This window comes from Rhizobium sp. R339, from assembly GCF_002211395.1.
Lineage (GTDB): Bacteria > Pseudomonadota > Alphaproteobacteria > Rhizobiales > Rhizobiaceae > Rhizobium.
Genome location: NZ_LOKV01000001.1, coordinates 603,990 through 616,728 on the forward strand (window position 1 = coordinate 603,990; position 12,739 = coordinate 616,728).

Below are 12,739 nucleotides of genomic sequence, written 5' to 3' on the forward strand. Positions count from 1 at the left end.
ATGGGAGCCATGCGGCCACTGCATAAAGCGTGCCAAATTAACTTTTGCCGTCACAGTTCTGTCAAAATGCTGAGCGGGCTCAACGGTTTCGACTCGTTTCGTCGCTTTTTCTCCCCATCGATTGAAATTTCGCTAACATGGCCGCCATCCCATTAACCGGATTCGTCTCAACCATTCGGGTTTTCAGTATGTTTCAGTCCTTCGACGTCACCTCCACGCCGCATTTCGGCAGGGATCGGGTATCGGCGCTGCGCGCGACTTTCGATTCGCTCGGCATCGACGCCTTCCTCGTGCCCCGAGCCGATGAATTCAACGGCGAATATGTTCCCGCCTGCTCGGAGCGGCTGGCATGGCTGACGGGCTTCACCGGTTCGGCGGGCGTCGCGCTCATCTTGCGCGCGCAGGCGATTGTCTTCGTCGACGGACGCTATGTCACGCAGCTTGCCGAACAGGTCGATGGTTCGGTCTTTTCCGGCGGCGATCTCGTCAACGAGCCGCCGCATGTCTGGCTTGCCGCAAACGGCGCCAAGGGACTGAGACTCGGTATCGATCCCTGGCTGCATTCCGGCGCCGAGGTTCGCCGCCTGGAAAAGGCGCTTGCTGAGATCGGCGGAACGCTCATCTTCCTGCCGCACAATCCGCTCGACAGGCTCTGGAGCGACCGTCCGGCCGAGCCGCTCGGCGCAGTCACCATCCAGAATGTCGCCCAGGCCGGGGTGCTGGCCAGCGACAAGATCGCGACGATCGCCTCCGCCCTTGCCAAGAAGAACCTTGCGGCGGTGCTGATTGCCGATCCCTCCTCGGTCGCCTGGGCCTTCAACATCCGCGGCGCCGACGTGCCGCATACGCCGCATCCGCTGGCGCGCGCCATCATTCATGCCGACGGGCGAGCCGAACTCTTCCTCGACAAGCGCAAGACCGGCATCGAGCCGGAAGCCTATCTCGGGCAGATCGCGGCGCAGCTGCCGCCTTCGGCGCTGGAGGAGAGGCTGGCTTCCGTTTCCAAAGATGGCGGCCGCGTGCTGATCGATCCTGATATTGCTTCCTACGCGCTGGCCGAGATCATCCGCAAGGCGGGCGGCGAGGCGGTGGAGGGGTCCGATCCCGCCAAGCTGCCGCGCGCGGTGAAGAATGACGTCGAGATCAACGGCTCGGCCGCCGCGCATCTGCAGGACGGGGCGGCCATGGTGGAATTCCTCTACTGGCTGTCGCAGGAAAAGCCCGGCACGGTGAGCGAGATCGCCGCCGCCGAGCGGCTCGAAGCGGCGCGCGCCCGCGTCGGGCAAAGCATGCAGAACCCGCTGAAGGACATTTCCTTCGATACGATATCAGGTGCGGGCGAACATGCGGCGATCATGCATTATCGCGTGACGACCGAGAGCAACCGGATGATCCAGGCCGGTGAGCTGTTCCTGATCGATTCCGGCGCGCAATATATCAACGGCACGACCGACATCACCCGCACTGTCGGCATCGGGGCGGTTTCGGAGGAGCATCGCCGCTTCTTCACGCTGGTGCTGAAGGGCATGATCGAGATCAGCACGGCGCGTTTTCCGAAAGGGACGCGCGGCTGCGACCTCGATCCGCTGGCGCGCATCGCGCTGTGGCGGGCAGGGGCTGATTTTGCCCATGGCACGGGCCATGGCGTCGGTTCCTATCTCTCGGTGCATGAGGGGCCGCAGCGCATCTCCAGGCTTTCGACGCAGGAACTGCTGCCCGGCATGATCCTTTCGAACGAACCGGGCTATTACCGGCCCGGCAGCTTCGGCATCCGCATCGAAAACCTGATCTATGTGCGCGGCGCCGAGGAGATCGAGGGCGGCGACATGGCCATGCTCGGCTTCGAAACGCTGACCTTCTGCCCGATCGACCGCAGCCTCGTCATCCCTGAGCTTCTGACCCATGACCAGCTGCACTGGTTCAACGATTATCACCGCCGCACCCGCGAGGCGCTGATGCCGCTGATCCATGATCGCGACGTCAGGGCATGGCTCGAAAACGCGACGCTGCCGCTGGAATATTAGGATAATGGCGCCATGCCCGCCGACGTCAGATACCGGCGCTGTGGCGCCAGAGCATGACGACGATCCAGGCGGCGACCAGCATCCATGTGTGGCTGAAACGCAGGCCTACGAAGAGGGCGACTGCGAGCGCCAGCTTCGAATCCCAGCCGCCGATGAAGAAGGCAGGCGCGACCAGCGTCGTCAGAACGGCGGCTGGAACGGCATTCAGCGCGGCCTCCATGCGCGGCGGGATGCTCTTCATCCGGGTGATGAGGATGTAGCCGCCGATGCGGGTGGCGAAGGTCGCGGCTGCGGCGGCGAGGATGACGAGCGCCATGTGAAGATCGAATTCCATGGCTCAGACCTCGTGCACTTCGGATTGCAGGGCGTCGGCCTCGAGATCGGGCTCCTGCGGCGGCAATGGCAGCAGGGCGGCGAGCACGATGCCGGCGGCCGCACCGAGGCTCACATGCCAGGGCGAGCCGACATAGCGATAGGCGAGCACGGATGCCACCGCGCTGACGAGCGCCACGGGCAGGAAATTGTCGCGCTTGCGGAAGCCGAGGACGATGCCGAGGAAATAGGCCGGCAGCAGGATATCGAGGCCGATCGCCTTGGGGTCGCCGATGAAGCCGCCGAGCATGCCGCCGGCGACGCTGATCAGCACCCAGGGAATGTAGATGATGATGCCGAAGCCGAAATACCAGGCGAAGGTCAGCGGTTTGCCGGCCTCGCTGCGCTTCACCGCTTCGGCAAATTGCGGATCGACGAGCAGGAAGAAGGTGAAGAATTTCTGCACCGGCGTGAAATGGCCGATATAGCGCGCCAGGGCCGCCGAATAGAGCACGTGGCGGAAATTGACGGCGAGGATCGACAGCACGATCAGCCAGGCGTGGACGTTATGGCCGAAGAGCTCGATGCCGACCATCTGGCTGGCGCCGGCATAGACGGTGGCGCTCATGAAGGCGGCTTCGGAAAGCGACATGCCGTTTTCGACCGCGAGCGCCCCGAACAAAGCGCCAAAGGGCGCCGACGCCAGCGCAACGGCGGAGCCGCCCCGCAAACCTTCAACAAAGTCGGCGCGATTCATATGGGTGATCCTATTGGAATTTCAGGTTTCACTTATGGGCTAAGACCTGTCGCGGCAATTGAATTTCGTTGATTGACCAATCGATTTCGCTGAAGCATCAAAGCCTGATCGCATCCGGCGGAGAGACCCTCATGAAGAAGATCGAGTTTTCGAAAGAAGAAAAGGCCGAAATCGTTTCGCGCATCCGCGCCTATTTCGACCGGGAACTCGACCCCATCGGCGCCTTGCCGGCCGAATTCCTGCTCGATTTCTTCACCGAGGAGGTCGGGCCATACTTCTACAATCGCGGGCTAAGAGACGCCCATGCCGCTTTATTGAAGAGAATGGAAGACATGGCCGAGGATATCCATCTTCTCGAGCGCGAGGAGAAATCCTAGCGCCTGGAAATCAAATCAGAGCCTTCATTTAACGCCAAATTATGTCCAGGCCGATATGGTCATCGCGCTTTCTTTCACCGGGTTGCGTGTCAATTGGCCTCGATTGTCTCTGTTGTTGATGAATCCCGTTCGGCGAAGCTCGGCAAGACGGTGATCTTTTTGATCTGGCTTGTGCTGGCCTCTGCGCTTTGCTGGTCCGAAACCGTCTGGCGTGATGAAGTTCGCGCATTGTCGTTGGCCCTCCAGGGAGACAATTTCGCCGATATGCTTCGCCAGATGCATGGCGAGGGTCATCCTGCCATCTGGTATATCCTGCTGCGCGCCGCCCATGTCGTGGTCGGCTCGCCCGTCGTTTTGAAGGTCGTGGCGCTGACGATTGCGGCGGCTGCGGCCTATCTTCTCGTCTTCAGGCTGAAACTGCCTCTTTCCATCATGCTGCTGTCGCTGTTCGGCAGTTTTTCGGTTTTCGAATACGCCGCGATGTCGCGAAACTACGGCATCAGCATGCTGATAATCTTTGTGATCGTCCTGGCGTGGCAGAAGGGAGCGCGCAACGGCATATTGAGCGGCCTGCTGTTTGCCTTGCTGGCGAATACCAATGTGCATTCTGTCGTTCTTGTCGGCGGCTTCCTGGCTTATTGGTTTTTTGATTTGGTCCTGGCGCGGCCAAGACCTCCTTTGCGGGACTATCGAGGCTTTGCGACAGCCGCAGCCCTGGCCGCGGTTGGAGTTGTTCTGTGCTTCCTCACGGTCTATCCGACCTTCAACGATACCGGGCAGAACGATCTCAGCGGCGAGAATTTCGCTTTACTCGCCCTTCGTGCTCTTACGCTCGCCAGTTCGCATTTTCTGTCCTTCTATCCCGACAGCATCCCCGGACTGATGGTGGCCGATCCGTTGGCTTTCCGCGTCTTCGCAGCTTTGATGTCGGTGCTCATCTACGGCAGCCTGTTGGCGCTGGCGAACCGACGGCCGGCCATGATCGCCGCGGCGCTGGTGCTACTAGGGCTCTCGCTGCTGTTTACCCTGGTTTATCCCGGCGGATACAGACATCAGGCGCTCTGGCTGGTTTTCATGATCGCGATGACCGCCTTGACCGCGGACATTCAGCGTGAAGGGACGGGCGTTACCGGCACCACGGCTGCCGGCCGCATCGTAAAGTTCGGCCGCCTGTGCTTCCTGATATTGCTGGCGCTGCAGGTTGTCTCCGCTGTCGAAAAGGTCAATCGGACCTTCGTGGCCGAAATACCTTTCAGCCGGAGCAAGGATTTCGGTGCGTTCATTCAATCGCGCCCCGATCTCAAGGACGCGATCGTCATGGCGGATCCCGATTATCTCGTCGAAGCGCTGCCTTACTATGTTTCCAATCGCACCTATCTTCTGCGGGAGGAGCGGTTCGGCGCCATCGTGCGATATACCCGCAACGCGCGGCTTTCGCTCAGCCTTGCCGACATCCTCCAATCGGCACGGCGATTGCAGCAGAGTGAGAAGGTGCCCGTCATCATTCTTCTTTCGCAGCGGCTCGATCAGATCACCGGGCCGGTCTCCTTGCGTGAAAGCTATGTCTGGCGGCTGTCTCTGACGCCTGAGGATATTTCGGCTTTCCAAAGCGCGACAGAGCTCGTCGAACGCTTCGGCCCGACCGCCGGAAGCGATGAAACCTACGACGCCTATGTGTTGAAATAAGAAGCCGCACAGCAGCTTGCCTGGCCTCTGCTCTTTCGCCTCAGCTTCTCAGCCCTCGCGCTTCATCCGCTCCCGGCGCTCGAGTTCGGCCTGCGAGGGCTCCGACATCGCGAAGCTGCCGGGTTTGACCTCGCCGGCACGCTCGTAGACGCTCATGATGACGCCTGTCGTCGAAACCGAGCTGGCGATGAGCTTCAGCGCCTCCGGCTTGGCGCCATGGCCGAACAGGCGCTTGCCGGGACCGAGGATCACGGGGAAGGTCAGCAGCCGGAGTTCGTCGATCAGGTCGTGCGCGAGCAGGGTTTGCAGCAGGCCGCTGCTGCCCTGCGTGAGGAGTTCGGGACCGTCCTCCCGCTTCAACCGGGCGATTTCGGCGGCGGCGTCGCCGCGCAGCGGAACGGTATTTTCCCAGGTGAGCGGCTCTTTTGACGTGGTCGCGACATATTTGGTGGCGGCATTGAAGGCCTTGCCGATGGGGTCGTCTTTTCCGACATAGGGCCAATGGGCGGCGAAGATTTCGTATGTCTTGCGGCCGAGCAGCAGCGCGAAGGGATCGGTGAAGATCCCGTCCATGAACTCGCCCATCGCCTCGTCCCAGTAGTTGACGGTCCAGCCGCCGAGGGTGAAGCCGCCGGTCGGATCCTCCTCAGGCGCGCCGGGCGCCTGCATGACGCCATCCAGGCTCACAAAGGCTGCGGTCACAAGTTTTCTCATCTCTTGGCTCCCACGGTTGGTGTGTTCAGAGCCAAGGACGAATGGGCGTGCGCCGATCCGGCATTCCCGCGTTATTTTCGCGCGAGTTAGCCGGCCAGAGCCTTGGCGCTGTCGACAATCGCGATGCCATGCGCCCGCATCTCGTCGATGGCGGCGGCGACGCCTTCGGGGGTGATGCCGCGGCTGGCATCCTCGATGAAGCGCACCCGTATGCCCGGCATCATTTCCAGCGCGTCGAGCGCGGAGAATTTGACGCAATAGTCGGTGGCGAGGCCGCAGACATCGAGATCGGTGACGCCCTGGTCTTCGAGGAAATCGGAAAGGCCGGTCGAGGCATCCCGGTCATTATCCCGGAAGGCCGAATAGCTGTCGATCCTGGGATCCTCGCCCTTCTGCTGGATCAGGTCGATCTCTTCGGATTTGAGCGCGGGATGCAGTTCGGCGTCGAGCGTGCCCTGGATGCAGTGGTCCGGCCACATCATCTGCGGCTTGCCGGAAAGTTCGCCCATCTCGAAGGGGGCGGCGCCCGGATGGGCGGAGGCGAAACTGCCGTGGCCTGGCGGATGCCAGTCCTGCGAGGCGACGATGAGATCGTATCTGCCGCTGTCGATCAGCCTGTTTGCGACGGGAACCACCTTGTCGCCCTCCGGCACCGGCAGGTTGCCGCCCGGACAGAAGCCGTTCTGGATATCGACAAGCAGCAGCGCTTTCATCAAGGCCAAGTCCTTCGCTTAATCGCAATGCAAGATGCCAATGCACACTCGATGCATCAACTAGTGAATTCCCGAAGGCCCGCATGCAAGCGTTAATTCCGTCACCGGTGGTAGTAGTCGCCCGAAAAAGAATATGCTAATGCAACCAATGCGATAGGGTGCGGTTGTGTGAGAGCGACATGCAAAGAGGCCGGTCTTGCCGGCCGCCCTGATTTCTGCCTTTCTTGCCTGAGACGCAAGCCGGAACCGAAGCCATGTCCGAGCCTCAACCCGATGAAAAGATCGATGCGACGTTCCGCAACGGCTCGCTGACGGCGACCGGGATCATCCTTGGTTTCTCGCTCAACTTCATCAGTCTGTGGGTGTCCAATCCAAATGACTGGAGCAGTGTCGATCTGTTACCGATGTCGTTCCTGACGGTCGGCATCGCCATTCAGGTGAAAGTTTTCGCCGATCTCCTGGCGCGCGACTCGCTGCTCGCAGCCAAATATGACCGGTCTCGGCGGCTCTTCCTGATCGGGCTGTCGATCGTCGCCGTCGGAATGGGCATCGCCCTACTGAACGACATTCTCGGTCTCAGCAGTATGCGGATGTTCGGGTGACGATTCACCCCACGCGGCATCGCCGCGCGGTCAGACGCGCTCGACGAAGCCGTCCAAAACTCGCTTCTGGCCGGCGCGATCGAATTCGATCGTCAGCTTGTTGCCTTCGATGCCGGTGATGTTGCCGTTGCCGAATTTCAGGTGGAAGACGCGGTCGCCGAGGGTGAAGCGCGACGGTTCGGAGGAGGTGGATTTCGCCACCAGTTCGCCCTCGATCGTGCGCCCCTTCGGGCCGCTTTCGCCGTAGCCGATGCGCTCGACGGCGTGGCCGGAGCGGGTGCCCCAATTGTCGCGGGTGGCGTCGGTCTTGTTGGCCTGGGCGCGTTTCCAGCCGGGCGTGGAATAGGAGTTGGAGAAGGGGTCGGCCTTGTCGAAGCGGGACTGGCCGTAGCCGCCGCGGCCGTAGCCGCCGTAGCTCTGTTCCATTTCGGCGACCTCGACATGGCTTTCCGGCAGTTCGTCGAGGAAACGCGAGGGCAGGGTCGATTGCCAGAGGCCGTGGATGCGGCGGTTGGAAACGAACCAGATATGGCAGCGGCGCTTGGCGCGGGTGATGCCGACATAGGCGAGCCGCCGTTCTTCTTCCAGGCCGGCGCGGCCGCTTTCATCCAGCGAGCGCTGATGGGGGAAGAGGCCTTCCTCCCAGCCGGGCAGGAAGACGGTGTCGAATTCCAGGCCCTTGGCCGAGTGCAGCGTCATGATCGAGACGGCGTCGAGGTTCTCGTTGGTCTCGGCGTCCATGACGAGGGAGACGTGCTCGAGGAAGCCGCGCATCGACTCGAAGCTTTCCATCGAGCGGATCAGTTCCTTGAGGTTTTCGAGGCGGCCCGGCGCTTCGGCGCTCTTGTCGTTCTTCCACATATCGGTATAGCCGGACTCTTCGAGGATCTGCTCGGCAAGTTCCGTATGCGGTGTGTTTTCAAGCAGTTCCTGCCATCGGCGGAAAGATTGAATCACGTCGAAGAGGGCTTTGCGCGCCTTCGGCTTCAGTTCGTCCGTCTCGATGATGTCGGCGGCGGCGGCCAGCATCGGGATGTCGCGGGCGCGGGCATAGTCATGCAGGGCGCGCGCAGTCGTATCGCCGAGGCCGCGCTTCGGCGTGTTGATGATGCGCTCGAAGGCGAGGTCGTCGGCCGGCTGCGCGACCAGGCGGAAATAGGCCATGGCATCGCGGATTTCGAGGCGCTCATAGAAACGCGGGCCGCCGATGACGCGGTAGTTGAGACCGAGGGTAACGAAGCGGTCTTCGAATTCGCGCATCTGGAAGGAGGCGCGCACCAGGATCGCCATGTCGTTCAGCAGGTGCTTGTCGCGCTGAAGCTGCTCGATCTCCTCGCCGATGGCGCGGGCTTCCTCCTCCGAATCCCAGGAGGCGTGGACCTGCACCTTGACGTCCTCGGGATCGGCGCGGTCGGTGAACAGCGTCTTGCCCAGGCGGCCTTCATTATGAGCGATCAGATGGGCGGCGGCACCGAGAATATGTTCGGTCGAGCGGTAGTTGCGCTCCAGCTTGATCACCTTGGCGCCGGGGAAATCCTTCTCGAAGCGCAGGATATTATCGACCTCAGCGCCGCGCCAGCCATAGATCGACTGGTCGTCGTCGCCGACGCAGCAGACATTCTGCGGCTCGCCCTTGGGGCGCTGGGCGAGAAGCCGCAGCCACATATATTGCGCGGTGTTGGTGTCCTGGTACTCGTCGACGAGAATATAGCGGAAGCGGCCGTGATACTCCTTCAGAAGATCCGGGTTCTTGCGGAAGATCGCGATCGGATGCATCAGCAAGTCGCCGAAATCGCAGGCGTTCAGCGTCGTCAGGCGCGCCTGGTAGGCGAAATAGAGATCGCGGCCGCGGCCGTTGGCGAAGGCGCGGGCATCGCCCTCGGGAATATCGGCGGGGCCGAGCCCCTTGTTCTTCCAGGTGTCGATCATGCCGGCGAACTGCTTGGCCGGCCAGCGTTTGTCGTCGAGACCTTCAGCCTGGATCAGCTGCTTGATGAGGCGCACCACGTCGTCGGTGTCGAGAATGGTAAAGTCGGAGCGCAGGCCGACGAGTTCGCCGTGGCGGCGCAGGAGCTTGACGCCGATCGAGTGGAAGGTGCCGAGCCAGGGCATGCCTTCGACGGCGCCGCCGACGAGGAGCGCGATGCGCTCCTTCATCTCGCGGGCGGCCTTGTTGGTGAAGGTGACGGCGAGAATCTGCGAGGGAAAGGCGCGGCCGCTCGACAGGATATGGGCGATGCGGGTCGTCAGCACGCGGGTCTTGCCGGTGCCGGCGCCGGCGAGCACGAGCACCGGGCCTTCCAGCGCTTCGACGGCTTCGGTCTGCTCGGGATTCAGGCCGGCCAGATAATCCGGCCGTTTGCCGCCGTCGCGGGCCGCCATGGCGCGGGCGGCGATGCCGCCGGATGCAATGCTTCCCGAGGCCGGCGCCTTTTCCGACGGCGCCTGCGGCTTGCGCGGCATCTCGCCCGGCTCTTCATCGAAGAAGGGAATATCGTCGAAACTGTTGCTCATGGCGCGTAATGTAGTGATTCGGGAGGGAAAGACCAGAAAAGATGTTCTGCTTTCATTCCCGAGCCGCCGGCTATCCCAAGGGGTTTGCCCAGGGCGGCAGGGCCACCGAGCGAGGCAGGGCGGAAAATTCGAGCCGCGGCCTGTCGGAATCCACGCCTTCGGCGCGTCCTTGGAGCATCGGGCCTAAGCGTCCGGACCAAAGCTCGTCAACAAGGAGGCTGCCATGCCGAAGATCGTTTCAACTCTCTGGTTCGCCGAGGAAGCGCGCGAAGCCGTCGAATTCTACGTGTCGACTATTCCGGACTCCCGGATCGGCCGCACCACCATATTGCCGGCCGAGACGCCGAGCGGGCCTCCCGGCAGCGTCGAGCTGATCGAATTCACGCTTGCCGGCCAGACCTTCGTGGCGATGAAAGCCGGCCCGTTCGACAGCTTCAATCATTCCTTCTCGGTTGCCGTTCTGCTCGACAGCCAGGCCGAGATCGATCGGATCTGGGATGCTTTTCTCGCCAATGGCGGCACGCCGGAGGCCTGCGGCTGGCTCAAGGACCGCTGGGGCCTCTCCTGGCAGATCGTGCCGCGCGCGCTTTCCGAGATGGTCGCCGACAGTGACCGCGAGCGGGCCAAACGCGTCACCGAGGTGATGCTCGGCATGGTCAAGATCGATATATCAGCGCTGGAGAAAGCGTTCGCCGGCTGAGGCGCGATTCCGTTCAAGGTTTGGGGAGCAATATCCTGAATTTCCGGGCGGGCGCGCTGGCCGTAGCAGAGACGCTCGCCCGACCGGTGCTGCCGGCCGGCGTTTTCGCCGGAACTCGAATCACGGGCGACATTGCACACCTTTTTGACATTCATGTCACGTCGCGAAATGTGCTGATACCGCAATACCCCCGTTCTCAACTAGAATAATAAACAGTTTCGCAGAGTTCAAAAAAGATCCGGTGCATGCACATCTTTGTGCATTGCCAGAAACAGCCGGTGAGCGTGGAATATACCTACGAAACTATTGATTCTCAGGAACGCTGTGGCCATCTCGATGGTTATAGGGACACCTGGAGCCTGTGGCAGAACCTTATTGGAGGGCCCATGCTGAGTGAATCCGTATTCGATGCGTTCACCCGCAGTTACGAAGCACGCCGCGAAACCGACATGTCGGTGGCGGAATATCTCGATCTCTGCAAAAAAGAACCGATCGCCTATGCCAATGCGACCGAGCGCCTGCTCGCCGCGATAGGCGAGCCGCAGATGATCGATACCGCCAAGGACGCGCGCCTTGGCCGGATCTTCATGAACAGGACGATCCGGGTCTATCCGGCTTTTGCTGGCTTCCACGGCATGGAAGAGACGATCGAGCGTATCGTTTCCTTCTTCCGCCACGCCGCTCAAGGGCTCGAAGAACGCAAGCAGATCCTTTATCTCCTCGGTCCCGTCGGCGGCGGCAAGTCGTCCCTGGCGGAACGGCTGAAGCAGCTGATGGAGGTTCATCCGATCTACGTCCTGAAGGCAGGCGATGAGATCAGCCCGGTTTTTGAGAGCCCGCTGAACCTCTTCGATCCCGAGACGATGGGATCTCTGCTACAGGAGCAATACGGCATTCCGCAGCGACGCCTGAGCGGGCTGATGAGCCCGTGGTGCGTGAAGCGGCTCGATGATTTCGGCGGCGATATTTCCCGCTTCCGCGTCGTCAGGATCCAGCCGTCGCGGCTGCGCCAGATCGCCATCGCCAAGACCGAGCCCGGCGATGAGAACAACCAGGACATCTCCTCGCTGGTCGGCAAGGTCGATATCCGCAAGCTGGAGACCTATTCGCAGAACGACCCCGACGCCTACAGCTATTCGGGCGGGCTCAACCGCGCCAACCAGGGCATTCTCGAATTCGTCGAGATGTTCAAGGCGCCGATCAAGATGCTGCATCCGCTGCTGACCTCGACGCAGGAAGGCAACTACATCGGCACCGAGAATATCGGCGCCATACCCTTCTCGGGCATCGTGCTCGCGCATTCGAACGAGGCGGAATGGCAGACCTTCAAGGCCAACAAGAACAATGAGGCCTTCATCGACCGCATCTGCGTGATCAAGGTGCCTTACTGTCTGCGGGTGACGGAAGAGCAGAAGATCTACGAGAAGCTGATCGAGGGATCGGAACTTGCGGATGCGCCATGCGCGCCTGCGACGCTCGAAATGCTCGCCCGCTTCTCCGTGCTTTCGCGCCTGCGCAAGCACGAGAACTCGACCTTCTTCTCGAAGATGCGCACCTATGACGGCGAAAGCCTGAAGGAAACCGACCCGCGCGCCCGCAGCGTGCAGGAATATCGGGATGCCGCCGGCATCGACGAGGGCATGGACGGGATCTCGACCCGCTTTGCCTTCAAGGTGCTCGCTTCGACCTTCAACCACGACACGACCGATATCGGCGCCGATCCTGTACATCTGATGTATGTGCTCGAGCAGGCGATCCGCCGGGAGCAGTTTTCCGACGATACCGAGAAGCGCTATCTGGAGTTCATCAAGGCCGATCTTGCGCCTCGTTACGCAGAGTTCATTGGAAATGAAATCCAGAAGGCTTATCTTGAGTCCTATGCGGACTACGGACAGAACCTGTTCGACCGCTATGTGGATTATGCCGATGCCTGGATCGAAGATGTGGACTTCAAGGATCCCGATACCGGCCAGCTTCTCGATCGCGAGCTCCTCAATCAGGAACTGACGAAAATCGAAAAGCCTGCCGGGATCGCCAATCCGAAGGATTTCCGCAACGAAATCGTCAAGTTCTGCTTGAGATCGCGGGCAGCCAACGGCGGAAAGAATCCGTCATGGACGAGCTACGAGAAAATCCGGGAAGTCATCGAAAAGCGAATGTTCTCGCAGGTCGAGGATCTTTTGCCGGTCATTTCCTTTGGATCGAAGAAGGATTCCGAAACAGAGAAGAAGCACAGCGAATTCGTCTCGCGCATGGCCGCGCGGGGATACACGGAACGGCAGGTTCGGCGCCTTGTCGAGTGGTACATGCGCGTCAAACAGGCAAGCTAATGCGGAGCCA

The 12,739-nt window shown here is 61.2% G+C and carries 12 protein-coding genes; 6 read left to right on the forward strand and 6 right to left on the reverse strand.

Going from position 1 to position 12,739, the window contains the following annotated elements:
- Positions 1-188: 188 nt before the first annotated feature.
- Positions 189-2,024, forward strand: a complete 1,836-nt coding sequence (locus tag ATY76_RS02900; protein ID WP_088673738.1) for an aminopeptidase P family protein — start codon at positions 189-191, stop codon at positions 2,022-2,024.
- 25 nt (positions 2,025-2,049) lie between these two features.
- On the opposite strand, the gene ATY76_RS02905 is transcribed toward ATY76_RS02900, so the two are convergent.
- Positions 2,050-2,358: an AzlD family protein gene (locus ATY76_RS02905; RefSeq protein ID WP_088673257.1), complete on the reverse strand. Its 309-nt coding sequence runs from the start codon at positions 2,356-2,358 to the stop codon at positions 2,050-2,052.
- Positions 2,359-2,361: 3 nt separating this feature from the next.
- On the reverse strand, positions 2,362-3,093 hold the full coding sequence (locus tag ATY76_RS02910; RefSeq protein ID WP_088673258.1) for an AzlC family ABC transporter permease: 732 nt from the start codon (positions 3,091-3,093) through the stop codon (positions 2,362-2,364).
- Positions 3,094-3,224: 131 nt separating this feature from the next.
- Here ATY76_RS02910 and ATY76_RS02915 point away from each other — a divergent pair, with 131 nt between their 5' ends.
- Entirely contained in the window at positions 3,225-3,470 is a 246-nt protein-coding gene (locus ATY76_RS02915; protein ID WP_088673739.1) for a DUF2164 domain-containing protein, read from the forward strand.
- 39 nt (positions 3,471-3,509) lie between these two features.
- On the opposite strand, the gene ATY76_RS34030 is transcribed toward ATY76_RS02915, so the two are convergent.
- A complete protein-coding gene (locus ATY76_RS34030) occupies positions 3,510-3,752 on the reverse strand; it encodes a hypothetical protein (protein WP_245309652.1) in 243 nt (80 codons plus the stop codon).
- Between ATY76_RS34030 and ATY76_RS02920 the strand changes: the two genes are divergently transcribed.
- Positions 3,642-5,156 carry a hypothetical protein gene (locus tag ATY76_RS02920; protein WP_348627504.1) on the forward strand — a complete coding sequence of 505 codons (1,515 nt, stop codon included), beginning with the start codon at positions 3,642-3,644 and terminating at the stop codon, positions 5,154-5,156. The two genes, ATY76_RS34030 and ATY76_RS02920, sit on opposite strands and share 111 nt — an antisense overlap.
- A gap of 48 nt (positions 5,157-5,204) precedes the next feature.
- On the opposite strand, the gene ATY76_RS02925 is transcribed toward ATY76_RS02920, so the two are convergent.
- Together ATY76_RS02925 and pncA are read right to left on the reverse strand one after the other, a co-directional pair.
- Positions 5,205-5,870, reverse strand: a complete 666-nt coding sequence (locus tag ATY76_RS02925) for a dihydrofolate reductase family protein (RefSeq protein ID WP_088673260.1) — start codon at positions 5,868-5,870, stop codon at positions 5,205-5,207.
- Positions 5,871-5,956: 86 nt separating this feature from the next.
- Entirely contained in the window at positions 5,957-6,583 is a 627-nt protein-coding gene (gene pncA, locus ATY76_RS02930) for a bifunctional nicotinamidase/pyrazinamidase (RefSeq protein WP_088673261.1), read from the reverse strand.
- A 254-nt stretch (positions 6,584-6,837) separates the two neighbouring features.
- On the opposite strand from pncA, the gene ATY76_RS02935 reads away from it, so the two are divergent.
- Entirely contained in the window at positions 6,838-7,185 is a 348-nt protein-coding gene (locus ATY76_RS02935) for a hypothetical protein (protein ID WP_088673262.1), read from the forward strand.
- 30 nt (positions 7,186-7,215) lie between these two features.
- Here ATY76_RS02935 and ATY76_RS02940 read toward each other — a convergent pair whose 3' ends face one another.
- Positions 7,216-9,699, reverse strand: coding sequence for a UvrD-helicase domain-containing protein (locus tag ATY76_RS02940; protein ID WP_088673263.1), 2,484 nt, complete (start codon positions 9,697-9,699; stop codon positions 7,216-7,218).
- A 223-nt stretch (positions 9,700-9,922) separates the two neighbouring features.
- Here ATY76_RS02940 and ATY76_RS02945 point away from each other — a divergent pair, with 223 nt between their 5' ends.
- Together ATY76_RS02945 and ATY76_RS02950 are read left to right on the forward strand one after the other, a co-directional pair.
- Positions 9,923-10,399 (forward strand): VOC family protein, encoded by a 477-nt coding sequence (locus ATY76_RS02945; protein WP_088673264.1) that lies wholly within the window; start codon positions 9,923-9,925, stop codon positions 10,397-10,399.
- A gap of 386 nt (positions 10,400-10,785) precedes the next feature.
- Positions 10,786-12,729: a PrkA family serine protein kinase gene (locus ATY76_RS02950; RefSeq protein WP_088673265.1), complete on the forward strand. Its 1,944-nt coding sequence runs from the start codon at positions 10,786-10,788 to the stop codon at positions 12,727-12,729.
- Positions 12,730-12,739 lie beyond the last annotated feature (10 nt).